The sequence below is a fragment of the Streptomyces sp. NRRL B-24085 genome (assembly GCF_001282115.1).
GTDB lineage: Bacteria > Actinomycetota > Actinomycetes > Streptomycetales > Streptomycetaceae > Streptomyces.
Genome location: NZ_LJBR01000096.1, coordinates 16,679 through 40,969, shown reverse-complemented (window position 1 = coordinate 40,969; position 24,291 = coordinate 16,679). Strand labels below are relative to the sequence as shown.

General features: G+C 71.4%; 24 protein-coding genes. 22 read left to right on the top strand and 2 right to left on the bottom strand.

Features of this window, described 5'->3' with window-relative positions; genetic code table 11:
- Positions 1-226: 226 nt before the first annotated feature.
- Positions 227-1,423: a signal recognition particle-docking protein FtsY gene (gene ftsY / locus AOJ26_RS13330; protein WP_053848468.1), complete on the top strand. Its 1,197-nt coding sequence runs from the start codon at positions 227-229 to the stop codon at positions 1,421-1,423.
- An 84-nt stretch (positions 1,424-1,507) separates the two neighbouring features.
- Here the strand turns inward: ftsY and AOJ26_RS13325 are convergent, their stop codons facing one another.
- On the bottom strand, positions 1,508-2,164 hold the full coding sequence (locus tag AOJ26_RS13325) for a bifunctional DNA primase/polymerase (RefSeq protein WP_053848467.1): 657 nt from the start codon (positions 2,162-2,164) through the stop codon (positions 1,508-1,510).
- 433 nt (positions 2,165-2,597) lie between these two features.
- Between AOJ26_RS13325 and AOJ26_RS13320 the strand changes: the two genes are divergently transcribed.
- The 5 genes from AOJ26_RS13320 to ffh all read left to right on the top strand — a co-directional run bounded on the left by AOJ26_RS13320 (position 2,598) and on the right by ffh (position 10,183).
- Complete coding sequence (locus AOJ26_RS13320; RefSeq protein ID WP_053848466.1) at positions 2,598-4,091, top strand: hypothetical protein; 1,494 nt, start codon at positions 2,598-2,600, stop codon at positions 4,089-4,091.
- 313 nt (positions 4,092-4,404) lie between these two features.
- Positions 4,405-5,736, top strand: a complete 1,332-nt coding sequence (locus tag AOJ26_RS13315) for an ammonium transporter (protein ID WP_053848465.1) — start codon at positions 4,405-4,407, stop codon at positions 5,734-5,736.
- Positions 5,733-6,071, top strand: a complete 339-nt coding sequence (locus AOJ26_RS13310) for a P-II family nitrogen regulator (protein WP_003997576.1) — start codon at positions 5,733-5,735, stop codon at positions 6,069-6,071. Before AOJ26_RS13315 ends, AOJ26_RS13310 begins: the two co-directional genes overlap by 4 nt.
- Before the next feature lie 26 nt (positions 6,072-6,097).
- Positions 6,098-8,545, top strand: coding sequence for a [protein-PII] uridylyltransferase (locus tag AOJ26_RS13305; RefSeq protein WP_053848464.1), 2,448 nt, complete (start codon positions 6,098-6,100; stop codon positions 8,543-8,545).
- 84 nt (positions 8,546-8,629) lie between these two features.
- Positions 8,630-10,183: a signal recognition particle protein gene (ffh, locus tag AOJ26_RS13300; RefSeq protein WP_053848463.1), complete on the top strand. Its 1,554-nt coding sequence runs from the start codon at positions 8,630-8,632 to the stop codon at positions 10,181-10,183.
- A 71-nt stretch (positions 10,184-10,254) separates the two neighbouring features.
- On the opposite strand, the gene AOJ26_RS13295 is transcribed toward ffh, so the two are convergent.
- On the bottom strand, positions 10,255-11,112 hold the full coding sequence (locus tag AOJ26_RS13295) for an SAM-dependent methyltransferase (protein WP_078959879.1): 858 nt from the start codon (positions 11,110-11,112) through the stop codon (positions 10,255-10,257).
- 199 nt (positions 11,113-11,311) lie between these two features.
- Between AOJ26_RS13295 and proS the strand changes: the two genes are divergently transcribed.
- The 16 genes from proS (at position 11,312) to dprA (ending at position 24,236) form a co-directional block, all read left to right on the top strand.
- Positions 11,312-12,727, top strand: a complete 1,416-nt coding sequence (proS, locus tag AOJ26_RS13290; protein ID WP_053848461.1) for a proline--tRNA ligase — start codon at positions 11,312-11,314, stop codon at positions 12,725-12,727.
- 261 nt (positions 12,728-12,988) lie between these two features.
- Positions 12,989-13,591, top strand: a complete 603-nt coding sequence (locus AOJ26_RS13285) for a hypothetical protein (protein WP_020138752.1) — start codon at positions 12,989-12,991, stop codon at positions 13,589-13,591.
- A 254-nt stretch (positions 13,592-13,845) separates the two neighbouring features.
- Positions 13,846-14,274 carry a 30S ribosomal protein S16 gene (gene rpsP / locus AOJ26_RS13280; RefSeq protein ID WP_053848460.1) on the top strand — a complete coding sequence of 143 codons (429 nt, stop codon included), beginning with the start codon at positions 13,846-13,848 and terminating at the stop codon, positions 14,272-14,274.
- Between the two features lie 2 nt (positions 14,275-14,276).
- Positions 14,277-14,516, top strand: a complete 240-nt coding sequence (locus AOJ26_RS13275) for an RNA-binding protein (RefSeq protein ID WP_003973401.1) — start codon at positions 14,277-14,279, stop codon at positions 14,514-14,516.
- 93 nt (positions 14,517-14,609) lie between these two features.
- Complete coding sequence (gene rimM, locus AOJ26_RS13270; RefSeq protein ID WP_053848459.1) at positions 14,610-15,152, top strand: ribosome maturation factor RimM; 543 nt, start codon at positions 14,610-14,612, stop codon at positions 15,150-15,152.
- Positions 15,153-15,155: 3 nt separating this feature from the next.
- Positions 15,156-15,989 carry a tRNA (guanosine(37)-N1)-methyltransferase TrmD gene (trmD, locus tag AOJ26_RS13265; RefSeq protein WP_053848458.1) on the top strand — a complete coding sequence of 278 codons (834 nt, stop codon included), beginning with the start codon at positions 15,156-15,158 and terminating at the stop codon, positions 15,987-15,989.
- 132 nt (positions 15,990-16,121) lie between these two features.
- Positions 16,122-16,472: a 50S ribosomal protein L19 gene (gene rplS, locus AOJ26_RS13260; protein ID WP_053848457.1), complete on the top strand. Its 351-nt coding sequence runs from the start codon at positions 16,122-16,124 to the stop codon at positions 16,470-16,472.
- 45 nt (positions 16,473-16,517) lie between these two features.
- On the top strand, positions 16,518-17,213 hold the full coding sequence (lepB, locus tag AOJ26_RS13255) for a signal peptidase I (RefSeq protein ID WP_053848456.1): 696 nt from the start codon (positions 16,518-16,520) through the stop codon (positions 17,211-17,213).
- Entirely contained in the window at positions 17,206-18,300 is a 1,095-nt protein-coding gene (gene lepB / locus AOJ26_RS13250; protein WP_053848455.1) for a signal peptidase I, read from the top strand. Before lepB (AOJ26_RS13255) ends, lepB (AOJ26_RS13250) begins: the two co-directional genes overlap by 8 nt.
- Complete coding sequence (gene lepB / locus AOJ26_RS13245; RefSeq protein WP_078959878.1) at positions 18,188-19,159, top strand: signal peptidase I; 972 nt, start codon at positions 18,188-18,190, stop codon at positions 19,157-19,159. The genes lepB (AOJ26_RS13250) and lepB (AOJ26_RS13245) overlap by 113 nt, the downstream gene beginning before the upstream one ends.
- Positions 19,160-19,286: 127 nt before the next feature.
- Positions 19,287-20,060 carry a signal peptidase I gene (gene lepB, locus AOJ26_RS13240; RefSeq protein WP_053848453.1) on the top strand — a complete coding sequence of 258 codons (774 nt, stop codon included), beginning with the start codon at positions 19,287-19,289 and terminating at the stop codon, positions 20,058-20,060.
- On the top strand, positions 20,050-20,574 hold the full coding sequence (locus AOJ26_RS13235; RefSeq protein ID WP_053848452.1) for an NUDIX hydrolase: 525 nt from the start codon (positions 20,050-20,052) through the stop codon (positions 20,572-20,574). The genes lepB (AOJ26_RS13240) and AOJ26_RS13235 overlap by 11 nt, the downstream gene beginning before the upstream one ends.
- 56 nt (positions 20,575-20,630) lie before the next feature.
- On the top strand, positions 20,631-20,939 hold the full coding sequence (locus AOJ26_RS13230) for a DUF2469 domain-containing protein (RefSeq protein WP_003965949.1): 309 nt from the start codon (positions 20,631-20,633) through the stop codon (positions 20,937-20,939).
- A gap of 153 nt (positions 20,940-21,092) precedes the next feature.
- A complete protein-coding gene (locus AOJ26_RS13225) occupies positions 21,093-21,455 on the top strand; it encodes a YraN family protein (RefSeq protein WP_053848471.1) in 363 nt (120 codons plus the stop codon).
- Position 21,456: 1 nt separating this feature from the next.
- Complete coding sequence (locus AOJ26_RS13220; protein ID WP_053848451.1) at positions 21,457-23,082, top strand: YifB family Mg chelatase-like AAA ATPase; 1,626 nt, start codon at positions 21,457-21,459, stop codon at positions 23,080-23,082.
- Positions 23,079-24,236: a DNA-processing protein DprA gene (dprA, locus tag AOJ26_RS13215; RefSeq protein ID WP_053848450.1), complete on the top strand. Its 1,158-nt coding sequence runs from the start codon at positions 23,079-23,081 to the stop codon at positions 24,234-24,236. Before AOJ26_RS13220 ends, dprA begins: the two co-directional genes overlap by 4 nt.
- Positions 24,237-24,291: the final 55 nt, after the last annotated feature.

Below are 24,291 nucleotides of genomic sequence, written 5' to 3'. Positions count from 1 at the left end.
CCCCCTTCACCGGGGGGGTGGGGGCGGGGACGGTAGCTGACGCTGCGTCAGATTGCCATGGGGTGGCACGCGGGGGGGGGCAGAGGAGTTGCGGGTCGGGGGCCGCCCGTGTGCTCGGGCACCGACCGGTCCGGCATATCGGACGAAAGGGAAATGAAGCGGCTCGCTCCTCCGAGTGCGGCGGCGCGGTCGCTCCCGGCAGGGCGGGATGGATACTGGACGGGTTATGGAAACCGTCATCCTTGCTGTAGTCATCGCCGTGGTCGTGCTCGGTGTGCTCGGCGGGCTCGTCGTCGGAAGCCGGCGCAAGAAGCCGCTGCCCCCGCCGCCTCCCGCCGCGCCCGACATCACCGCCCCTCCGGCCGAGCCGCACGTCGGCGACGAGGCCGAGACGCCGCGCGACGAAGCGCGCCGGACCATTGAGGAGGTGGATCTCCCGGACGGCTCCGCGCCGCCCGTCACCGAAGAGCTCCCGGCGGCGGCCGGGATCGAGATCCCGGAACCCACCGCCGGACGCCTGGTCCGGCTGCGCGCCCGGCTCTCCCGCTCGCAGAACGCGCTCGGCAAGGGGCTGCTCACGCTCCTGTCGCGCGAGCACCTCGACGACGACACCTGGGAGGAGATCGAGGACATCCTCCTCACCGCCGACGTCGGCGTGGCCCCCACCCAGGAGCTGGTCGACGGGCTGCGCGAGCGGGTGAAGGTGCTCGGCACCCGGACCCCCGACGAACTGCGCGGACTGCTGCGCGAGGAGCTGCTCAAACTGGTCGGCACCGAGGTCGACCGCACGGTGCGGACCGAGCCGGAGGGCCGCAGGCCCGGCATCGTGATGGTCGTCGGGGTCAACGGCACCGGCAAGACCACCACCACCGGCAAGCTCGCCCGTGTGCTCGTGGCCGACGGGCGGACCGTCGTGCTCGGCGCCGCCGACACCTTCCGGGCCGCCGCCGCCGACCAGCTCCAGACCTGGGGCGAGCGGGTGGGCGCCCACACTGTGCGCGGGCCGGAGGCCGGCGACCCCGCCTCCGTCGCCTTCGACGCGGTGAAGGAGGGCAAGGAGATGGGGGTCGACGTGGTCCTCATCGACACCGCGGGGCGCCTGCACACCAAGACCGGCCTCATGGACGAGCTCGGCAAGGTCAAGCGGGTCGTCGAGAAGCACGCCCCGCTCGACGAGGTGCTGCTCGTGCTGGACGCCACGACGGGACAGAACGGCCTGGTGCAGGCCCGCGTCTTCGCCGAGGTCGTCGACATCACCGGCATCGTCCTGACCAAGCTGGACGGCACGGCCAAGGGCGGCATCGTGGTCGCCGTCCAGCGTGAACTGGGCGTACCGGTCAAGCTGATCGGCCTCGGCGAGGGCGCCGACGACCTGGCGCCGTTCGAGCCGGAGGCGTTCGTGGACGCGCTGATCGGGGAGTAGTACCGCCCGTCCCAGCCGTCGGCGCACGCGAAGAAGCGCCCGCCCCCGAGGTGCAGTCGGGAGCGGGCGCTTCGCTGTGTACGGCTACGCGCGCGACCGGTGCGCCACGTACGCCAGCGTCCCCAGCAGCAGGCGGGCCGCCGGCGGTTTCGTCACCGCGTCCAGGGAAGGCGGCCGCAGCCACCGCACCGGCCCCAGGCCGCCCCGGTCCGACGGCGGAGCCGTGATGTACGCGCCCGGGCCCATGCCGCGCAGATCGAGGGAGGCGGCGTCGTCCCAGCCCATGCGGTAGAGGAGTTCGGCCAGGTCCGCCGCGGCGCCGGGGGCGACGAAGAACTGGGCGCGGCCCTCCGGGGTCGCGGTCACCGGGCCGAGCGGCAGGCCCATGCGCTCCAGGCGGACCAGGGCGCGGCGCCCGGCCGGCTCGGCGACCTCGATGACGTCGAAGGCGCGGCCGACGGGCAGCATCACCGCGGCACCGGGGAACTCGGACCACGCCTTGGTCACGTCGTCGAGGGTGGCCCCGGCCGGGACCGGGGGCGCGAAGTCGAGGGGGTGGGCGCCGGGTCGGAGGCAGTCCGCGCGGCCGCAGGAGCAGGCGCCGGCCGAGGCCCGCGCGCCCGGGACGACGTCCCAGCCCCAGAGTCCGGTGAACTCGGCGACGGCGGTGCACTCCGAGGAGCGGCCGCGCCTGCGTGTACCGGAACGGATCTCCCGAATGCCGCCGATCGTGAAGCCCATACCCCCTCCAACGGGTCCAGCACGCCGGTGGTTACGCGGCGGACGCGCTCGGTCACTCTCCGTTTCCCCTTCCGGGCGATGGTGGCGCCCGGAAGTGTCCAGGGTCGTGTGTCGAGGATCGTGCGCCCCCGAGTGCACCGCTCCGCCCACCCCGCTCGGTCTATGTCAAGTGAATCGTGTGGAGGCGACCGTGAGTTCATTCGAAGGGGTGGCGAATGGTGGCGTTTCCGGGATCGCCATGGCTGGACGCGTGATCGTAGGATTACTTTGAGTGCACGAGTCCTGGGGGCACATGCACTTGTGGGTATGCCGGAGGCAAGTCGGTTCCCCGTTCGAAGGCTGACAACCGCCGGACGGACGGCCGTATTTACCGGCATTCTGATAGGGCTTGGCGCACTCGGCGACAAGTGGTCTCAGGGATGGGGGCGTTCCAGTGGGCGGCAACAGCGGAAGCGGGACGGGCGCCGGGAGCGCTGCGCAGGCCGAGAAGCGCCCGAACGAACTGCTCACCTCCTGGTTCGTGCGCAGCGGCTGGTCGAAGGGCGAGCTCGCCCGCCAGGTCAACCGCAGGGCCCGGCAGTTGGGGGCCAACCACATCTCCACCGACACCTCGCGGGTGCGCCGCTGGCTGGACGGCGAGAACCCCCGCGAACCCATCCCCAGGATCCTGTCCGAGCTGTTCTCCGAGCGGTTCGGCTGCGTCGTCTCCGTCGAGGACCTGGGACTGCGCGCCGCTCGCCAGTCGCCGTCCACGACCGGGGTCGACCTGCCCTGGACGGGCCCGCAGACCGTGGCCCTGCTCAGCGAGTTCTCGCGCAGCGACCTCATGCTGGCGCGGCGCGGCTTCCTCGGGACCTCGCTGGCCCTGTCCGCGGGCCCGTCCCTCATCGAGCCCATGCAGCGCTGGCTGGTCCCCGGCCCCGCCGCCGCCCCGCAGCGGGAGCCCGACCCGGCCGCGTCCCGCCGCGTCGGCCGGCTCTCCAAGCCCGAGCTGGACCTCCTCGAGTCGACGACCGTGATGTTCCGCCAGTGGGACGCCCAGTGCGGGGGCGGACTGCGCCGCAAGGCGGTCGTGGGACAGCTGCACGAGGTGACGGACCTCCTCCAGGAGCCCCAGCCCGAGGCCACCACCCGCAAGTTGTTCAAGGTCGCCGCCGAACTGGCCGAGCTCGCGGGCTGGATGTCGTACGACGTGGGGCTCCAGCCCACCGCCCAGAAGTACTTCGTGCTCGCCCTGCACGCCGCCAAGGAGGCCGGCGACAAGCCGCTCGGCTCGTACGTCCTGTCCAGCATGAGCCGCCAGATGATCCACCTCGGCCGGCCCGAGGACGCCCTGGAGCTGATCCACCTCGCGCAGTACGGCAGCCGGGACTGCGCGAGCCCGCGCACCCAGTCGATGCTGTATGCGATGGAGGCCCGCGCGTACGCCAACATGGGCCAGCCCGGCAAGTGCAAGCGGGCCGTCCGGATGGCCGAGGACACCTTCGCGGAGGCCGACGAGTGGGACGAGCCGGACCCCGACTGGATCCGCTTCTTCTCCGAGGCCGAGCTGTACGGCGAGAACTCCCACTCCTACCGCGACCTCGCCTACGTCGCCGGCCGCAGCCCGGCCTACGCCTCCCTGGCCGAGCCCCTCATGCAGCGGGCGGTGGAGCTGTTCTCCGACGACGGCGAGCACCAGCGGTCGTACGCGCTCAATCTCGTCGGCATGGCCACCGTGCACCTGCTGCGGCGCGAGCCCGAGCAGAGCACCGTCCTGGTGGAACAGGCCATGCACATCGCCAAGAAGGTGCGCTCCGAACGCGTGAACACTCGTATTCGAAAGACGGTCGACACGGCCGTACGCGATTTCGGTGATCTCGCCGAGGTCGTGGATCTCACCGACAAGCTCGCCGTGGAACTCCCGGAGACCGCGGAAGCCGTCTGAATCCCCTGAACCCCGGCCGCGGCCGGCCCTCCCGAACTGCCCGACTCGGCTCCCCCATGCCAGGTCGTCGGAAGGCCGACCGCGGCCGGTTTCTTTCCTTCTCCGAAGGTTGCGCCACGATAACGATCGACGCGGCCGGAATCTGCCAGTTCATCGACGCGTAACACACCAGGTGTCTTCGTCACGGCGGCGAAACAACGAGGGGCTTCCACCGAAACCGCGCTGCGCCAATCTCATGGCGCATAACCGGCCCACCCCTCAATCCGCTCTGGCTTCGCCCGCACGGGGCCGTACCTACGACGAGGAGACGCCGATGGCACCAGCCATCACGCTCGCCGCAGACAAACTGTCTGTGGCGAACACAGGCTTCATGTTGATCTGTTCCGCCCTGGTGCTGATCATGACCCCGGGTCTTGCCTTCTTCTACGGAGGCATGGTCCGCGTCAAGAGCACCCTCAACATGCTGATGATGAGCTTCATCAGCATGGGTATCGTCACCATCCTGTGGGTGCTGTACGGCTTCTCCATGGCGTTCGGTACGGACCACGGCTCGCTCATCGGCTGGGAATCCGACTTCTTCGGATGGACCGGCATCGACAAGGGCGACATCTGGTCCGGGTACACGATCCCGGTCCTCGCCTTCGCCGTCTTCCAGATGATGTTCGCGATCATCACGCCCGCACTGATAAGCGGTGCGATCGCCGACCGCGTGAAGTTCTCCGCCTGGGCGCTCTTCGTCGTGCTGTGGGCGACGGTCGTCTACTTCCCGGTCGCGCACTGGGTCTGGGGCACCGGCGGCTGGGCCTTCGAGCTCGGTGTGATCGACTTCGCCGGTGGTACCGCGGTCCACATCAACGCGGGTGCCGCGGCGCTCGGCGTGATCCTGGTCATCGGCAAGCGCGTCGGCTTCAAGCGGGACCCGATGCGCCCGCACAGCCTCCCGCTGGTCATGCTCGGCGCCGGTCTGCTGTGGTTCGGCTGGTTCGGCTTCAACGCCGGCTCGTGGCTCGGCAACGACGACGGCGTCGGCTCCCTGATGTTCGTCAACACCCAGATCGCCACCGCGGCCGCCATGCTCGGCTGGCTCCTCTACGAGAAGATCCGCCACGGCGCGTTCACCACCCTCGGTGCCGCCTCCGGCGCGGTCGCCGGTCTGGTCGCCATCACCCCCTCCGGTGGTGCGGTCACCCCGATCGGCGCGATCTGCGTGGGCGTCATCGCCGGTGTCCTGTGCGCCATGGCGGTCGGCCTGAAGTACAAGTTCGGCTACGACGACTCCCTGGACGTCGTCGGCGTCCACATGGTCGGCGGTGTCATCGGCTCCCTGCTGATCGGCTTCTTCGCCAGCGGCAAGGGCCAGTCGGACGTCAAGGGCCTCTTCTACGGCGGCAACGCGGACCAGCTCTGGAAGCAGTGCGCCGGTGTCTTCGCGGTCCTCGCCTACTCCCTCATCGCCTCCGCGATCCTCGCCTTCCTCCTCGACAAGACCATCGGCATGCGGGTCAGCGAGGACGAGGAGGTCTCGGGCATCGACCAGGCCGAGCACGCGGAGACCGCATACGACTTCAGCGGTGCCGGTGGCGGCGCCGCCCGGACCTCCGTCCCGGCCCCGGCCGCCGACGCGGGCAAGAAGGTGGACGCATGAAGCTCATCACCGCCGTCGTCAAGCCGCACCGGCTCGACGAGATCAAGGAAGCCCTCCAGGCCTTCGGGGTGCACGGTCTGACGGTCACCGAGGCGAGCGGCTACGGTCGTCAGCGGGGCCACACCGAGGTCTACCGCGGTGCCGAGTACACCGTGGACCTGGTCCCGAAGATCCGCATCGAGGTCCTCGCCGAGGACGACGACGCCGAGCAGCTGATCGACGTCATCGTCAAGGCGGCCCGTACCGGCAAGATCGGTGACGGCAAGGTCTGGTCCCTGCCGGTCGAGACCGCCGTACGGGTCCGGACAGGCGAGCGCGGCCCGGACGCGCTCTGACCGGAGAACAGAACAGGAGCTGCTGGGTGACGAGCACGAACGTGCGCAAGGATGCAGAGGACTCGGGACCCAGCGGCTACGCGGCGGCCCGGCTGCGCCTCCTCCAGGAGGGGGCGCGGTCCGGGCCGCCGCGCCGTTCCGCCCTCGCCGAACTGACCGACGACTGGCTCGCGGGGCTGTTCACCGCGGGCGCCGGGCACCTGCGCGGGGTCTCCCTGATCGCCGTCGGCGGCTACGGCCGCGGCGAGCTGTCGCCCCGCAGCGACCTGGACCTGGTCCTGCTGCACGACGGCGGCGACCCGGGCGCGGTGGCCGCCCTCGCCGACCGCATCTGGTACCCGGTGTGGGACCTGGGCCTCGCCCTCGACCACTCCGTGCGCACGCCCGCGGAGGCCCGCAAGACGGCCGCGGAGGACCTGAAGGTCCAGCTCGGCCTCCTGGACGCCCGTCACATCGCCGGTGACCTGGGACTGACGGCGGGCCTGCGGACAGCGGTCCTCGCCGACTGGCGCAACCAGGCGCCCAAGCGCCTCCCCGAGCTCCAGGAACTGTGCGCCGAGCGCGCCGAACGCCAGGGCGAGCTCCAGTACCTCCTCGAACCCGACCTCAAGGAGGCCCGCGGCGGACTCCGGGACGCCACCGCCCTGCGTGCCGTCGCCGCCTCCTGGCTGGCCGACGCCCCGCGCGAGGGCCTCGACGACGCCCGGCGCCGGCTGCTCGACGTCCGGGACGCCCTGCACCTGACCACGGGCCGCGCCACCGACCGGCTCGCCCTCCAGGAACAGGACCAGGTCGCCGCCGAACTCGGACTCCTGGACGCCGACACCCTGCTGCGCCAGGTCTACGAGGCCGCCCGGGTCATCTCGTACGCCAGTGACGTCACCTGGCGCGAGGTGGGGCGCGTGCTCAAGTCGCGTGCCGTGCGGCCCCGTCTGCGCGCCATGCTCGGCGGCGGCAAGCAGGTCGCCGAGAGGTCCCCCCTGGCGGAGGGCGTCGTGGAACAGGACGGCGAGGTGGTGCTCGCCCGTGCCGCGCGCCCCGACCGGGACCCCGTGCTCCCGCTGCGGGCCGCGGCCGCTGCCGCACAGGCCGGACTGCCGCTCTCCCTGCACGCCGTGCGGCGCATGGCGGCCGGAGTGCGCCCGCTGCCCACGCCCTGGCCCGCCGAGGCCCGCGAACAGCTGGTCACCCTGCTCGGTTCCGGCCGTCCCACCGTCGACGTGTGGGAGGCGCTGGAGGCCGAGGGGCTGATCACCCGGATGCTGCCCGACTGGGAGCGCGTGCGCTGCCGCCCCCAGCGCAACGCCGTGCACATCTGGACCGTCGACCGGCACCTGATCGAGACGGCCGTGCGCGCCTCGGAGTTCACCCGGCGCGTCCACCGCCCCGACCTCCTCCTGGTCGCCGCGCTGCTGCACGACATCGGCAAGGGCTGGCCCGGCGACCACTCGGTGGCCGGCGAGATCATCGCGAAGGACGTCGCCGCACGCATCGGCTTCGACCGTGACGACGTCGCCGTCCTCTCCACGCTCGTACGGCACCATCTGCTGCTCGTGGACACCGCGACCCGGCGTGACCTGGAGGACCCGGCCACCGTGCGGTCGGTCGCCGAGGCGGTCGGGTCGCAGGGCACGCTGGAGCTGCTGCACGCGCTGACCGAGGCCGACGCCCTGGCCACCGGGCCGGCCGCCTGGTCGTCCTGGCGGGGCTCGCTCGTCGCCGACCTGGTCAAACGGGTGGCCGCGGTGCTCGCCGGGGACGACCTCGACCGGCCCGAGGCGGCCGCGCCCACCGCCGAGCAGGAGCGGCTCGCCATCGAGGCGGTCGCCACCGGCGGCCCGGTGCTGTCCCTGCGCGCCCAGACCGAGCCGCCCGTGGACGCCCAGCCCTCGGACGACCCGGAACCGCTCGGCGTGGAGCTCGTGATCGCCGTACCGGACCAGCCGGGCGTGCTGCCCGCGGTCGCCGGGGTGCTCGCCGTGCACCGGCTCACCGTCCGCACCGCCGAGCTGAGCGCCCAGGACCTGCCCGACGGGGTCGAGGGTTCCGTGCTCCTGCTGAACTGGCGGGTCGCCGCCCAGTACGGCTCGCTGCCCCAGGCGGCCCGGCTGCGCGCCGATCTCGTACGGGCCCTGGACGGCTCGCTGGACGTCGCCGGGCGCCTCGCCGAGCGGGACGCCGCCTATCCGCGGCGCCGGGGTGTCCTCGCGCCCCCCGCGCGCGTGACGGTCGCCCCGGCCGCCTCCCGGCACGCCACGGTGATCGAGGTACGCGCCCAGGACGCCCCCGGACTGCTCTTCCGGATCGGACGCGCGCTGGAGGACGCCGGGGTGCGGATGCGCAGCGCCCATGTGTCGACGCTGGGCGCCAACGCCGTGGACGCCTTCTACGTCACCGACGGCAAGGGCGCCCCGCTCGGGGCCGGAGAGGCGGCTTCCGTGGCCCGGAAGCTGGAGGAGACCCTGCGGGGCTGACCGGGGGATCCCGGCTACGCGTGCCGCCGGGATACCCTGGAGGGCGATTCCCAGCTGCCACCGACCCCGAGGACCGCGAGCGCCGTGTTCGATACTCTTTCCGATCGCCTCTCAGCGACTTTCAAGAACCTGCGCGGCAAGGGACGGCTCTCCGAGGCGGACATCGACGCCACCGCGCGCGAGATCCGCATCGCGCTCCTCGAGGCGGACGTGGCCCTGCCTGTCGTCCGGTCGTTCATCAAGAACGTCAAGGAGCGCGCCCTCGGTGCCGACGTCTCCCGGGCGCTTAACCCCGCCCAGCAGGTCCTGAAGATCGTCAACGAGGAACTCGTCACGATCCTCGGCGGCGAGACCCGGCGCCTCAGGTTCGCCAAGAACCCGCCCACCGTGATCATGCTGGCGGGTCTCCAGGGTGCCGGCAAGACCACCCTCGCGGGCAAGCTCGGCCGGTGGCTGAAGGAGCAGGGCCACTCGCCGCTGCTCGTCGCCGCCGACCTCCAGCGCCCCAACGCCGTCAACCAGCTCAGCGTCGTCGCCGAGCGCGCCGGAGTCGCCGTCTACGCCCCCGAGCCGGGCAACGGCGTCGGTGACCCGGTCAAGGTCGCCAAGGACTCCATCGAGCACGCCAAGGCGAAGGTCCACGACATCGTGATCGTGGACACCGCCGGCCGACTCGGTATCGACGCCGAACTGATGCAGCAGGCCGCGGACATCCGCGACGCCGTCAGCCCCGACGAGATCCTCTTCGTCGTCGACGCGATGATCGGCCAGGACGCGGTCAACACCGCGGAGGCCTTCCGCGACGGCGTCGGCTTCGACGGCGTGGTGCTCTCCAAGCTCGACGGCGACGCCCGCGGTGGCGCGGCCCTGTCGATCCGGCAGATCACCGGCAAGCCGATCATGTTCGCCTCCAACGGCGAGAAGCTGGAGGACTTCGACGCCTTCCACCCCGACCGGATGGCCTCCCGCATCCTCGACATGGGTGACCTGCTCACCCTGATCGAGCAGGCGGAGAAGACGTTCAGTCAGGAAGAGGCCGAGAAGATGGCCTCCAAGCTGGCGTCCAAGAAGGGCCAGGACTTCACCCTGGACGACTTCCTGGCCCAGATGGAGCAGGTCCGGAAGATGGGCAGCATCTCCAAGCTGCTCGGCATGCTCCCGGGCATGGGCCAGATCAAGGACCAGATCAACAACCTGGACGAGCGGGACGTCGACCGCACCGCCGCGATCATCAAGTCGATGACCCCGGCCGAGCGCCAGGAGCCGACCATCATCAACGGCTCGCGCCGTGCCCGTATCGCCAAGGGTTCCGGTGTCGAGGTCAGCGCGGTCAAGAACCTCGTCGAGCGGTTCTTCGAGGCCCGCAAGATGATGTCCCGCATGGCTCAGGGCGGCGGGATGCCGGGCATGCCGGGGATCCCGGGCATGGGCGGCGGTCCCGGCCGCGCCAAGAAGCAGCCGAAGAAGGCCAAGGGCAAGCAGCGCTCCGGCAACCCGATGAAGCGCAAGCAGCAGGAGGCCGAGGAGGCCGCGCGCAGGGCCGCGGGCGCCCAGGGCGGCGGCGCCTTCGGGGTGCCCGGCCAGCAGGCCCCGCAGGACTTCGAACTGCCCGACGAGTTCAAGAAGTTCATGGGCTGAGTCGTCGGCCCTGTCGCCGGGGGCGCTCCTCTGCGGAGGGGCGCCCCCGCGCCGTGCACGGAGGGCGACGGCTACGGCGTGCGCGCGATCAGGTAGCGGAACACGTTCGGCATCCACACCGTGCCGTCCGGGCGCTGATGCGGATGGAGCGCCTCCGTCACCTCCTCGTCCACCTGGGCCTGGTCGGTCGCCGCGATCGCCGCGTCGAACAGTCCGGTCGACAGCAGCCCCTTGAGCGCGCTGTCGAGGTCGGCGTACCCGAAGGGACAGGCCACCCGGCCCGAGCCGTCGGGCCTGAGCCCGGCCCCCTCGGCGACCTCCTCCAAGTCGTCGCGCAGCGCCGGGCGCCAACGGGCCGTGCCCCGCAGTGGATCCGCCAGCTTGGTGGCCACCCGCAGCACGGACGACGTGGCACACCGCTCCGGCGGGCCCCAGCCGACGAGCACCACGGCCGCTCCCTGCGCGGCGAGCGGGGTCGCCGCGGCGAGAAGATCGCCCAGCCCCTCGGCGTCGCCCGCGAGGCACCCGATCGGCTCGAAGGCGGTCACGAGGGTGTACGGGGTGCTCCCGGCCCCGGAGGTCTCCCCGGGCACCTGGTCGACCAGGCTGGTGCCGGCACGCGCACGCGTGCCCGACGCCTCCGGCTGGAGCCGCTCCCGCGCGAGCGCCAGCCGCTCGGGCGAGGAGGGCTCGACGCCGGCGACCGCGGCGCCTCTGGAGGCGGCCATCAGCAGGGCGAGCCCGCTGCCGCAGCCGAGGCCCAACAGCCGTGTCGCCGGCCCCACTTCCAGGCGCTCGTAGACGGCCTCGTACAGCGGAACCAGCATCCGCTCCTGGATCTCGGACCAGTCACGCGCGCGTGCACCGAGGTCCGCGCGGGACGCCTCTCTCGTCGAAGACAGGTGTTGCCGCACGAGCGTGGGTGTCATGGATAAGCGCCCCAATCCGCCGAGATTGACTCTGTGCCCGTTTCCGTAGCCCCCGTGACGTGCGCTCGCAGTTCCCCCGTATGCCAGGTAACTCCGCACTCGACCGCTCGTCCAGAGGCAGAAGGGCCCCGCTTGCCGGTTGGCATGTGCCGGGGAAAAGAATTCACATCCCGGCAATGTGCGCCCGTAACATCGCGCCATGGCAAAGGCACCTGTTCTCACACCCCGGGCGGACGACTTCCCGCGCTGGTACCAGGATCTGATCACGAAGGCCGAACTGGCCGACAACGGTCCGGTGCGCGGCACCATGGTCATCCGACCGTACGGGTACGGGCTGTGGGAGCGGATGCAGGCCGAGATGGACGCCCGGATCAAGGCGACGGGCACGCAGAACGCGTACTTCCCGCTGCTGATCCCGCAGTCCTACCTCACCCGCGAGGCCGACCACGTCGAGGGCTTCGCGCCCGAGCTCGCGGTGGTCACCCACGGCGGCGGCAAGGAGCTGGAGGAGCCCGCGGTCGTCCGCCCCACCTCCGAGATGATCGTCAACGACTACTTCTCCAAGTGGGTGCAGAGCTACCGTGACCTGCCCCTGCTGATCAACCAGTGGGCCAACGTGGTGCGTTGGGAGCTGCGGCCCCGCCTCTTCCTGCGCACGACGGAGTTCCTGTGGCAGGAGGGCCACACCGCGCACGCGACCCAGGAGGACGCGCGCGTGTTCGCCTCGCACATCCACCGGCAGGTCTACGAGGACTTCATGACGAACGTCCTCGCCATGGACGTCGTACCCGGCCGCAAGACCGTCAGGGAGCGCTTCGCCGGCGCGATCAACACCCTCACGCTGGAAGGCATGATGGGTGACGGCAAGGCCCTCCAGATGGCCACCAGCCACGAGCTGGGCCAGAACTTCGCGAAGGCCTTCAACACCTCGTACCTGTCGAAGGACGGCACCCAGGAACTCGTCTGGCAGACCTCCTGGGGCTCCACCACCCGCATGATCGGCGCCCTGGTGATGATGCACGGCGACGACAACGGCCTGCGCGTCCCGCCCCGGCTCGCGCAGACCCAGGTCGTCGTGCTCGCCATCAAGGGGGACGAACCGGTTCTGGCCAAGGTCCGCGAGCTCGGCGACCGGCTGAGGGCGGCGGGGCTGCGCGTCCACGTCGACGACCGCACCGACACCCCCTTCGGCCGCCGCGCGGTCGACTGGGAGCTCAAGGGCGTGCCGGTCCGCGTCGAGATCGGGCCCCGTGACCTGGAGGGCGGCACGGCGATGGTGGCCCGCCGGATCCCGGGCGGCAAGGAAGCCGTACCGCTGGATTCCCTGGCGGCGCTGCTCCCCGGGTTCCTCGAGGAGGACCAGGCGCTGCTGCTGGCCCAGTCCCGCGAGCGCCGGGAGGCCCGTACCGCCGAGGTGTCCACGTTCGACGAGGCCGTCGAGGCCGCCGTCTCCGGTGGCTGGGCGCGCATTCCGTGGGCCGTCCTCGGCGAGGAGGGCGAGGCCAGGCTGGCCGAGCACGCGGTGACCGTACGCTGTCTGGTCGCGGAGGACGGGTCGGTGCCGGGAACCGACGACGCCCCCGGTAACGTCGCAGTCGTCGCGCGCGCTTACTGAGACGGCGCCCTTCCGGTGCGAGAGCGACCGAAACGCCCCTTGCGCACCTGCGGATCCCATTCGCCCCGGCGCGTGGACACGATCTACGCGCCGGGGCGTACCTCACACTACGTACCGGCTTGTTACGAGCTGTGAGGCTTCTCCGCAGATCAGCGCACCCGCCCTCGTCTCCACGCATCAGCGGCAACTGACGGGTACGTGCAAATTATTTGGGATGCCCCGGAATAGGAACACAGCGGCACCCTGGCTCGTTGTCATTACGTGAGCACGACACAGACACCACCTGTTCTCGCCGCAGAGCTGGCAGAGGCGTGGGCCGACATTCAGCGGTACCACCCCGAGCTGCCGGATCTTGCCGCGCCAGAGTCCCTGATCGGGGAGTCGTCGTCCGCTTGCGGTCACGAGCTCTCCTTCGAGCGACTGCTTCACGAGGCAGTCCACGGCATCGCCGCCGCGCGAGGCATCCGAGACACCTCCCGCGCCGGCCGCTACCACAACCGCAGATTCCTCGCGATCGCCGAGGAGATGGGCTTGGACCACCCCGAGGAGCCGCACCCGAGCAGCGGCTTCTCCCTGGTCACGCTCACCCCCGAGGCGAAGCGCCGCTACCGCCCGACCATCGAGCGGCTCCAGCGCGCCCTCAAGGCCCACACGGCGGCGACCTCCGCCGACACCGCCCGCTCCTTCCGGGGTCCGGCGGCGCGACACGGCTCCTCCGGAGGCGGGGTCCGGGTCAAGGCGGTCTGCGACTGCGGCCGCAACGTGAGGGTCGTCCCCTCCGTCCTGGCCCAGGCGCCGATCGTCTGCGGGGGCTGCGGGAAGCCGTTCCGCATCCCCGAGATCGTGGGGGCCGCGGCGAGCTGAGGACCGCGACTGCTCGTGGCAGCCGCGATCCTGCCCGGGGGCACCCGGAGTGCCGGGTGCCCCTCAGGCATGCTCGTGCGCGGCCCCGGTCCGAGGGGAGGTCCGGGGTGTGGCACAATGGCTAGCTGTACTCGACAGCCGCACAGGAACCCTCTCGCCTCCGGCTGACGCGTCCATCGGGCACTCGGGTACCGCAACCCCACGCGGCATTCTCGCCGTGCCCAACCACGTCAAATCCAGGAGAACCCACTCCCGTGGCAGTCAAGATCAAGCTGAAGCGTCTGGGCAAGATCCGTTCGCCTCACTACCGCATCGTCGTCGCCGACTCCCGTACCCGTCGTGACGGTCGTGCGATCGAGGAGATCGGTCTGTACCACCCGGTGCAGAACCCCTCGCGCATCGAGGTCGACTCGGAGCGCGCGCAGTACTGGCTGGGTGTCGGCGCGCAGCCGACCGAGCCCGTGCTCGCCATCCTGAAGAAGACCGGCGACTGGCAGAAGTTCAAGGGCGAGCCCGCCCCGGCTCCGCTGCTCCAGCCGGCCGAGAAGGCCGCGCGCCCCTCGTTCGAGGCCCTCGGTGGCGACGACGAGGGCAAGGGTGAGGCCATCACCCAGAAGAAGAAGGCTGAGAAGAAGGACGAGGCCTCGGCCGAGTCGTCTTCGTCTGAGTCGACCGAGGCCTGAGCATGCTCGAGGAGGCTCTCGAGCACCTCGTGAAGGGCATCGTCGACAACCCTGACGATGTGCAGGTCGCCTCGCGCAACCTGCGCCGCGGGCGCGTGCTGGAGGTCCGGGTCCACCCCGACGACCTCGGCAAGGTGATCGGCCGCAACGGCCGCACCGCGCGTGCCCTGCGTACCGTCGTGGGCGCCATCGGCGGCCGCGGTGTCCGCGTCGACCTCGTCGACGTGGACCACGTCCGCTGACGTCAAACGCAGTACCGGCTCGGGCCGGGGAGGGCCATCGGGCCGTCCCCGGCCCGTAGTCGTCCCGGGCCCTACGACAGGAGATCTTCGGAAGTGCAGCTCGTAGTCGCACGGATCGGCCGCGCCCACGGCATCAAGGGCGAGGTCACCGTCGAGGTCCGTACCGACGAGCCGGAACTCCGGCTCGCGCCCGGCGCCGTACTGGCGACCGACCCGGCCGCCACCGGCCCGCTCACCATCGAGACGGGCCGCGTCCACAGCGGCCGCCTCCTGCTGCGTTTCGAGGGCGTCCGTGACCGGACCGCCGCCGAGGCGCTGCGCAACACCCTCCTGATCGCCGAGGTCGATCCCGACGAGCTGCCCGAGGAGGAGGACGAGTACTACGACCACCAGCTCATGGACCTCGACGTCGTGACCAAGGACGGCGTGGAGGTGGGCCGGATCACCGAGATCTCGCACCTGCCCTCCCAGGACCTCTTCATCGTGGAGCGGCCCGACGGCAGCGAGGTGATGATCCCGTTCGTCGAGGAGATCGTCACCGAGATCGACCTCGCCGAGCAGAAGGCCGTCATCGACCCGCCCCCCGGGCTCATCGACGACCGCGCCGAGATCGCGTCCTCGCGGGAAGAGTCGTAGAAGATGCGCCTCGACGTCGTCACGATCTTCCCCGAGTACCTCGACCCCCTGAACGTCTCCCTGGTCGGCAAGGCACGCGCGCGCGGGCAGCTCGACGTGCACGTCCACGACCTGCGCGAGTGGACGTACGACCGCCACAACACCGTCGACGACACCCCGTACGGCGGCGGCCCGGGCATGGTCATGAAGACCGATCCCTGGGGGGACGCGCTGGACTCCGTGCTGGCGGACGGCTACGAGACGGGCTCGCACACGCCCGCCCTCGTCGTCCCCACCCCGAGCGGCCGCTCCTTCACCCAGGAACTCGCCGTGGAGCTCTCCGAGAACCCCTGGCTGATCTTCACGCCCGCGCGCTACGAGGGCATCGACCGCCGGGTGATCGACGAGTACGCCACGAGGCTGCCGGTGCACGAGGTGTCCATCGGCGACTACGTCCTCGCCGGCGGCGAAGCGGCCGTGCTGGTGATCACCGAGGCGGTTGCCCGGCTGCTGCCCGGCGTCCTCGGCAACGCCGAGTCGCACCGCGACGACTCCTTCGCGCCCGGCGCCATGGCGAACCTGCTCGAGGGCCCCGTCTACACCAAGCCGCCCGAGTGGCGCGGCCGCGGCATCCCGGACGTCCTGCTCAGCGGGCACCACGGCAAGATCGCCCGCTGGCGCCGCGACGAGGCACTCCGGCGTACGGCGGCCAACCGGCCCGACCTCATCGAGCGCTGCGAGCCGGGCGCCTTCGACAAGAAGGACCGCGAGATGCTCTCCATCCTGGGCTGGGCGCCGGACCCGGCGGGGGAGCCGTACGGCCGATTTTGGCGCAGGCCGGAAGGCGTGGAAGAATAGGCCGCTGTTGTGCGTCGTCCGGCGTGCGCCCCTGCCACAGGGGGACACGACGCCCGCCCCGACACGGACAGCCTCCTCACGAAACCTAGCTACCGCCGATGACCTGTGGCATGGGCGAAGAAAGCAGACGAAATGTCTCACCTGCTCGACTCCGTCGACTCCGCGTCGCTGCGCAGCGACATCCCGGCCTTCCGCCCGGGTGACACCGTCAACGTCCACGTGCGCGTCATCGAGGGCAACCGCTCCCGTGTGCAGCAGTTCAAGGGCGTCGTCATCCGCCGCCAGGGCGCCGGTGTCCGCGAGACCTTCACGGTCCGCAAGGTCTCGTTCTCCGTCGGCGTCGAGCGCACCTTCCCGGTGCACACCCCGATCGTCGAGAAGATCGAGCTGGTCACCCGCGGTGACGTGCGTCGCGCCAAGCTGTACTACCTGCGCGAGCTGCGCGGCAAGGCCGCGAAGATCAAGGAGAAGCGCGAGAACTGAGCGCTTTTCGGACGTCACAGCGCGGCCGGATAGCATCTGGCCCCGATGGACACCGAAGCACAGCCGACGGAGCGCGACCGCTCCTCCCGCCCCGGACCAGGGGCCGCGGAGGGACGGTCGCGTTTCGCGTTGGTGTCGAGAATCACCCAGTGGCTGCCGGGCGGCCGGATCTCCCTGGTCCTGCTGCTCTGCCTGGTCCTTCTCCTGCTGATCAGTACGTTCGTGGTCAGACCTTTCCAGATCCCCAGCGGATCCATGGAGAACGGATTGAGGATCGGGGACCGCGTTCTCGTAAATAGGTTGGCGTACCGTTTCGGTGCCGAGCCGCGGCGGGGAGATGTAGTCGTGTTCGACGGAACCGGGTATTTCGGGGACGGGGACTACATCAAGCGCGTTGTGGGCGTGGGGGGAGACCACGTGGTCTGCTGCGACAAGAAGGGGAGGGTCGAGGTGAACGGCCGGTCGGTCGACGAGTCGGGCTTCCTGTACCCCGGCGACAGCCCGTCCTCGGTGCCCTTCGACGTCCGGGTGCCCGGGGGCACCCTGTTCGTCCTCGGCGACCACCGCAGCGTCTCCAGCGACTCCCGGGACCACCTCGGCTCACCGGGCGGCGGCATGATCCCCGTCGACGACGTCCTCGGCCGGGCCGACTGGATCATCTGGCCCGCCGGCCACGCCACCCGTCTGCACCGTTCCGCCGCCTACGCGCGCGTGCCCGCAGCGGAGGGCGCGCATGGGTAACCGCGGCAGACCACGCGGTGTGGCGAGCACCGCCGCCGAAAACCTGCTGCCCACCGGCGTCCGGCGGTCCGCGAGCCCCGCGGGCGGCCGCTCACGCGCGGAGCGGCGCAAGCTCCAGCGCAGGGTGAAGCGGCGCAGGAGGCGCGGAGCGGTCAAGGAGATACCGCTCCTGGTCGGAGTGGCCGTCCTGATAGCACTCGTCCTGAAGACCTTCCTCGTCCAGGCGTTCGTGATCCCGTCCGGCTCGATGGAGCAGACGATCCGGATCGGCGACCGGGTCCTGGTCGACAAGTTCACCCCGTGGTTCGGCTCCAAGCCCGAGCGCGGGGACGTCGTCGTCTTCAAGGACCCCGGCGGCTGGCTCCAGGACGAGCAGACCACGACGAAGAAGGACGACCCCGTCGTCGTCAAGCAGGTCAAGGAAGGCCTCACCTTCATCGGCCTGCTGCCGTCCGACAACGAGAAGGACCTGATCAAGCGGGTCGTCGGAGTCGGCGGCGACCGCGTCAAGTGCTGCGACACGCAGGGCCGGGTCACCGTCAACGGCGTCCCCCTGAGCGAGACCGACTACCTGTATCCCGGGAACGCCCCGTCCACCCAGCAGTTCGACATCACCGTCCCGCAGGGGCGGCTGTGGGTGATGGGCGACCACCGCGCCAACTCCGCGGACTCCCGCTCGCACCAGGACACCGACTACGGCGGCACTGTCTCCGAGGACTCGGTGGTGGGACGGGCCATGGTCATCGCCTGGCCCTTCGGGCACTGGACCACGCTGAAAGAACCGAAAACTTACTCTTCCATTGCCGACTCGGCGTCCGTCGCGACCTCAGCCTCCCGGGCGTCGCTTAGGGTTGCTCCCGACGATCCGAACGAAGCGATCCAACTCCCGAGCCCTGCGGAACTCCCGCTCGTTATGGGAGTGGTGGGCCTGCGCCGTACTTGGGGCAGGCGGCGGCACAGAGTAAGGAGTTGGCGTGGGGGATGTGGCGGTTGGCGCACGATCCGGGCACGACGGCGAGGAGCACCGCGGACGCCCCGTGGAAGCAGCCGACCCGGCCGCGGACAGCGCCGTGACCTCCGGGAGTGACTCCGGGGCGACCGAGGACGGGACGACGACGCAGGTCCGGGGAGGCGGGCCCGGCGATTCGGCCCCCACGGCGAAGAAGCAGCGCTCCTTCTGGAAGGAACTGCCCATCCTGATCGGCATCGCGCTGGTGCTGGCGCTGCTGATCAAGACGTTCCTGGTGCAGGCCTTCTCGATCCCGTCCGACTCGATGCAGAACACCCTCCAGCAGGGCGACCGGGTGCTGGTCGACAAGCTCACCCCGTGGTTCGGCTCCGAGCCCGAGCGCGGCGAGGTCGTCGTCTTCCACGACCCCGACAACTGGCTGGCGGGCGAGCCCACGGCGGACCCGAACGCCCTGCAGACGTTCCTGTCCTGGATCGGCCTGATGCCCTCGGCCGAGGAGAAGGACCTCATCAAGCGTGTCGTCGGCGTGGGCGGTGACACCGTCTCCTGCAAGGGCACCGGCCCGCTCAAGGTCAACGGCAAGGCGCTGGACGAGGCGTCGTACGTCTACCCCGGCAACACCCCGTGCAGCCAGGACGACCAGGGCGGACAGTTCACCGTGAAGGTCCCCAAGGGCTACATCTGGGTGATGGGCGACCACCGCCAGAACTCCCGTGACTCGCGCTACAACCAGTCGGACAAGCACCACGGCATGGTCCCCGTCGACGACGTCGTGGGCCGCGCCATCGTGAAGGCCTGGCCGATCAGCCGCTGGGGCACGCTGCCCAAGCCGGACACCTTCAGCCAGGCCGGCATCAACGACAAGGCGTCGGCCTCGGCCGCCCTCACGGTCGCGCCGCAGGGGATCGCCCTCCTCGGCGCGGTGCCGGTGGCGCTGTGGCGACGCAGGAAGGCCACCGCCGAGCGGACCCGCTGAGACGGGGCCCCGGCCGACCGGCCGCCACCGGCCCGCGACGACCTGGTGAAAGCTTTGCGGAGCCAGCCGCTCCGGCCGGGCGGGAGGGGCTGACCCGCTCAGGTACCGCCGGGTAGGGTGCGGGTCCATGGGTGGCGAGAGCACTACGCGTACGGCCCCGCACAGGGGTGGCACCGACACGGGCCCGGCGGGCAGCCGGACCGGACAGCGACTGTCCGGCCTGGCCGTCGCGCTGGGCCTCGTGCTGTTCCTCGGGGGGTTCGCCTGGGGAGCGGTGATCTACCGCCCGTACACCGTCCCCACCAGTTCCATGACCCCCACCATCGACGCCGGCGACCGGGTGCTGGCGCAGCGCGTCGACGGCGACGAGATACGCCGGGGTGACGTCGTCGTCTTCACCGACAAGACCTGGGTGACCAACGCGCCGGTGGTCAAGCGGGTCGTCGCGGTCGGCGGTGACACGGTCTCCTGCTGCACCGACGGGAAGCTGACCGTCAACGGCAAGCAGATCGACGAGACCTACCTCAAGGGCGGCCCGGTCGAGGTCAAGTCCATCCCGACCGTGAAGGTGCCCAAGGGCCGCCTGTTCCTGCTCGGTGACGAGCGTCAGGGTTCGCTGGACTCCTCCGCCCACCTCACGGACGCGGCCCAGGGCACCGTCGCCCTCTCGGCCGTGACCGCGCGCGTGGACGCCGTCGCTTGGCCCATGAAGGGCATGCTGGAGCGCCCCGCCTCCTTCGAGACGCTCGGCGCGCTCTCCTCGCCCGGCCCGCTGCGCACGATCGCCGTCCTGATCGTCGCCGGCGCGGTGCTGGTCCTGGGCGGCGGGGCGTACGGGCCCGTGGCCAAGCTGTTCGGCCGGCGCTCCCGGGTCCGGACGGAGCCCGTCGGTGCCCGCTGACGAGCCGGCCGTGGACGGGGCCCCCGCCGAGGGCGGGCTGCGCAAGGTGTCCCGGGTGGTGCTGCTGGATCCCGAGGACCGCATTCTGCTGCTGCACGGGCACGAGCCGGACGATCCGGCCGACGACTGGTGGTTCACGCCCGGCGGCGGACTGGAGGGCGACGAGACCCGTGAGGAGGCCGCTCTGCGGGAACTCGCCGAGGAGACCGGCATCACCGAGGTGGAGCTCGGGCCGGTGCTCTGGCGGCGGATGTGCTCGTTCCCGTTCGCGGGCCGCCGCTGGGACCAGGACGAGTGGTACTACCTGGCCCGTACGACGGTGACGGCCACCCGGGCCACGGCCCTCACCGAGCTGGAGCGGCGCAGCGTCGCCGGAGCGCGCTGGTGGACGTGTCAGGAACTTGCCCGGGCACATGAGACGGTGTATCCGACCAGACTCGCCGAGCTGCTGCGCAGGCTGCTCGACGAAGGTCCCCCGGCCGGGCCCGTGACCCTCGACACCGAAATCGTCTAGGTGCTGACGGGACTGGCGCACAATGGTGGGATCGCACGGCTGAAGGGGAACATGCCATGAGCGCCGAGGACCTCGAGAAGTACGAGACCGAGATGGAGCTGAAGCTCTACCGGGAGTACCGCGATGTCGTCGGTCTGTTCAAATACGTGATCGAGACCGAGCGGCGCTTCTACCTGACCAACGACTACGAGATGCAGGTGCACTCGGTCCAGGGTGAGGTGTTCTTCGAGGTGTCCATGGCGGATGCGTGGGTGTGGGACATGTATCGGCCGGCTCGCTTCGTGAAGCAGGTGCGGGTGTTGACGTTCAAGGACGTGAACATCGAGGAGCTGAACAAGAGCGATCTGGAGCTGCCGGGCGGGTGAGGAGCTGCCGGGCGGGTGAGGAGCTGCCCCAGGCGGGTGACGGGTGGGTTCATCCGTGTGAGTGATGGGGTTTTCCACAACCGCTGAGTAGTCCACCAAGATCCACTCGGTGGACGGGGTTGCGTGATCGTCGGTGCCGGAGGTGGTGCCGACATGAACGCACGCAGTGCACTCGGCAGGTACGGCGAGAGTCTGGCCGCGCGGCGGCTGACCGAGGCCGGGATGACGGTCCTGGAGCGCAACTGGCGCTGTGGCAGGACCGGCGAGATCGACATCGTGGCGCGGGACGGCGAGGTCCTCGTCGTCTGCGAGGTCAAGACACGCCGGGCCGGTGCCTTCGAGCACCCGATGGCCGCGGTGACCCCCGAGAAGGCGGAGCGCCTGCGGGGCCTCGCCGCCGCCTGGATCCACGCCCACGGAGGGGCGCCACCGGGAGGCGTCCGCATCGACCTGGTCGGCGTCGTGCTGCCACAGCGCGGCGCGCCCGTGGTCGAGCACGCGCGGGGGGTGGCCTGAGATGGGGTTCGCTCGAACGTGCTCGGTGGCGCTGGTCGGCGTCGAGGGGGTCGTGGTCGAGGTCCAGGCCGACCTGGAACCCGGGGTGGCGGCCTTCACGCTGGTGGGGCTGCCGGACAAGAGCCTGACGGAGAGCCGGGACCGGGTGCGGGCGGCCGTCGTGAACTCGGGCGGTGAGTGGCCCCAGAAGAAGCTGACGGTGGGGCTCAGCCCGGCGTCGGTGCCGAAGGCGGGCTCGGGCTTCGACCTCGCCGTCGCGTGCGCGGTGCTGGGCGCCTCCGAGCGGATCGACCCGCGCGTCCTCGCCGACATCGTGATGATCGGCGAGCTGGGGCTGGACGGCCGGGTGCGTCCGGTCCGGGGCATCCTGCCGGCCGTGCTGGCCGCCGCGGACGCCGGGTACGAACAGGTCGTCGTGCCGGAGTGTGCCGCGGCCGAGGCCTCGCTGGTGCCCGGGGTCTCCGTGCTGGGCGTCCGCAGTCTCCGGCAACTGATCGCGGTCCTCGCGGACGAACCCGTGCCCGACGAGGAACCGCACGAGCCCGGCCGCCCCGATCCGCTGTTGGCCGGCCTGCGGGTGCCGGGCACGGGCGCCGCCACCGGCATGCACAGCACCGGAGCCGCCCAGCAGGACCACGGCCACGACCTGGCCGACGTCGTCGGCCAGACCTCGGCGCGCACGGCAGTGGAGGTGGCGGCCGCCGGGGGCCACCACCTGTTCCTGGAGGGGCCGCCCGGCGCGGGCAAGACCATGCTCGCCGAACGGCTGCCCGCGGTGCTGCCGCGCCTCGCCCGGGAGGAGTCGCTCGAGGTGACCGCGGTGCACTCGGTCGCCGGTCTGCTGCCGCCGGGCAAGCCGCTGATCGACCTCGCCCCCTACTGCGCCCCGCACCACTCGGCCACCATGCAGGCCCTGGTCGGCGGCGGACCCGGCATCGCCCGTCCCGGGGCGGTGTCCCTGTCCCACCGGGGCGTCCTCTTCCTGGACGAGACACCCGAGTTCAGCACACAGGCCCTCGACGCGCTGCGGCAGCCGCTGGAGGCCGGGCACGTGGTGATCGCGCGCAGTGCGGGGGTGGTGCGGTTCCCGGCGAAGTTCCTGATGGTGCTCGCGGCCAACCCGTGCCCCTGCGGCCGCTTCTCGCAGACCGACGACTTCTGCGAGTGCCCGCCCTCGGCCGTCCGGCGCTACCAGGCGAGGCTCTCCGGCCCGCTGCTCGACCGGGTCGACCTGCGGGTGCAGGTGGACCGTGTCACGCGGGACCAGTTGGCCGGACGGGGATCCCGGGGCGAGCCGACCGCCGTGGTCGCGGACCGGGTGAGGGCCGCCAGGGAGCGCGCGGCCGTGCGCTTCGCCGGCACCCCGTGGCGGACCAACAGCGAGGTGCCCGGACGCGAGCTGCGCAGCCGCTGGCACGCCGTGTCCGGGGCGATGGACGAGGCCGAGCGCAATCTGGAGCGGGGCGTGCTGACCGCCCGGGGGCTCGACCGGGTCCTGCGCGTCGCCTGGACCGTCGCGGACCTCGTCGGACACGACCGCCCGGACGCGACGGACGTCGCCCTGGCGCTGCAACTGCGCACCGGAGTGCCCCGGGGCGTACCCATGGCCATCGGGGCGCTGACATGACCGGCGACGAACCCGACGGCGAACTGCTCGACCGCGTCCTCCTCGCCCGGGTCGTCGAGCCCGGCGACGAGGCCGCGGGGCGATGGGTCCGGGAACGGGGCGTGCGAGAAGTGGCCCGGCGGCTGCGCGGGTGCGGGGAGCCGCTGCCCGGAGTGAGCGAGAAACGGTGGAGCGGAATGCGGGCGAGGGCCCAGGTCGCCGAGCCGCGCCGGGACCTCGACGTCGCGTACGAGGCCGGCGCGCGGTTCGTCGTCCCCGGCGCCGCCGAGTGGCCGGGGCAGCTCGACGACCTCGGGGACGCCCGCCCGCTCGGACTGTGGGTACGGGGGCGGCCCAGCCTGCGGATGTGGGCGCTCAGATCCGTCGCCCTCGTCGGCGCCCGGGCCTGCACCGAGTACGGGGCCCACATGGCGGCCACACTCGCCACCGGGCTCGCCGAGCTGGGGTGGGTCGTCGTGTCCGGCGGGGCCTACGGGGTCGACGGCGCCGCCCACCGCGGTGCCCTCGGCGCGGGTGGTGCCACCGTCGCCGTCCTGGCCTGCGGGGTCGACCGGCCCTACCCGCGCGGACACACCCAGTTGATCCGCAGGATCGCGGAACAGGGCCTGGTGATCGGGGAGTTGCCGCCCGGCGATCATCCGACGCCCAGCAGATTCGTGCTGCGCAACAGGGTGATCGCCGCCCTCACCCGAGGCACCGTGGTCGTCGAGGCCGCCCACCGCAGCGGCTCCCTGGTCACCGCCCGGGCGGCACAGCGCCTGGGCCGGCACACGATGGGGGTGCCCGGGCCGGCCACCAGCAGTCTGTCCGCCGGGGTGCACGAGCTGCTGCGCGGGGACGCCACGCTGGTCACGGACGCCGCGGAAGTCGTGGAGCTGGTGGGCGACATGGGGGAGCTGGCGCCCGACCGGCGTGGACCCGTGCTGCCGCGCGACCTGCTGGACCCGGCGGCACGCAGGGTCCTGTCCGCGCTGCCCGGGCGGCGGGAGGCCGGCGCGGACGAGATCGCACGCGGTGCGCAGACGACGCGGGACGACGCCGTCGCGAGACTGTACGAACTCCGTTCACTTGGTTACGTCGAACGACACGGCGACGGCTGGAAGTTGACACGCCAGGCGATGATCTCCGTCCGGGGCGGTCGCGGCCCGTGCTGACCGAGCGTGTTCGGCCGTCCGGGCTAACCCCGACACCCTTGGGAATTCTCGCAGT

What these genes read in the sequence shown, in the direction of transcription:
- ftsY (WP_053848468.1), top strand. Translation starts at nt 227, where the DNA reads ATGGAAACCGTCATCCTTGCTGTAGTCATCGCCGTGGTCGTGCTCGGT.
- AOJ26_RS13325 (WP_053848467.1), bottom strand. Translation starts at nt 2,164, where the DNA reads ATGGGCTTCACGATCGGCGGCATTCGGGAGATCCGTTCCGGTACACGC.
- AOJ26_RS13315 (WP_053848465.1), top strand. Translation starts at nt 4,405, where the DNA reads ATGGCACCAGCCATCACGCTCGCCGCAGACAAACTGTCTGTGGCGAAC.
- AOJ26_RS13310 (WP_003997576.1), top strand. Translation starts at nt 5,733, where the DNA reads ATGAAGCTCATCACCGCCGTCGTCAAGCCGCACCGGCTCGACGAGATC.
- AOJ26_RS13295 (WP_078959879.1), bottom strand. Translation starts at nt 11,112, where the DNA reads ATGACACCCACGCTCGTGCGGCAACACCTGTCTTCGACGAGAGAGGCG.
- proS (WP_053848461.1), top strand. Translation starts at nt 11,312, where the DNA reads ATGGCAAAGGCACCTGTTCTCACACCCCGGGCGGACGACTTCCCGCGC.
- AOJ26_RS13275 (WP_003973401.1), top strand. Translation starts at nt 14,277, where the DNA reads ATGCTCGAGGAGGCTCTCGAGCACCTCGTGAAGGGCATCGTCGACAAC.
- trmD (WP_053848458.1), top strand. Translation starts at nt 15,156, where the DNA reads ATGCGCCTCGACGTCGTCACGATCTTCCCCGAGTACCTCGACCCCCTG.
- rplS (WP_053848457.1), top strand. Translation starts at nt 16,122, where the DNA reads ATGTCTCACCTGCTCGACTCCGTCGACTCCGCGTCGCTGCGCAGCGAC.
- lepB (WP_053848456.1), top strand. Translation starts at nt 16,518, where the DNA reads ATGGACACCGAAGCACAGCCGACGGAGCGCGACCGCTCCTCCCGCCCC.
- lepB (WP_053848455.1), top strand. Translation starts at nt 17,206, where the DNA reads ATGGGTAACCGCGGCAGACCACGCGGTGTGGCGAGCACCGCCGCCGAA.
- lepB (WP_053848453.1), top strand. Translation starts at nt 19,287, where the DNA reads ATGGGTGGCGAGAGCACTACGCGTACGGCCCCGCACAGGGGTGGCACC.
- AOJ26_RS13230 (WP_003965949.1), top strand. Translation starts at nt 20,631, where the DNA reads ATGAGCGCCGAGGACCTCGAGAAGTACGAGACCGAGATGGAGCTGAAG.
- AOJ26_RS13225 (WP_053848471.1), top strand. Translation starts at nt 21,093, where the DNA reads ATGAACGCACGCAGTGCACTCGGCAGGTACGGCGAGAGTCTGGCCGCG.
- AOJ26_RS13220 (WP_053848451.1), top strand. Translation starts at nt 21,457, where the DNA reads ATGGGGTTCGCTCGAACGTGCTCGGTGGCGCTGGTCGGCGTCGAGGGG.
- dprA (WP_053848450.1), top strand. Translation starts at nt 23,079, where the DNA reads ATGACCGGCGACGAACCCGACGGCGAACTGCTCGACCGCGTCCTCCTC.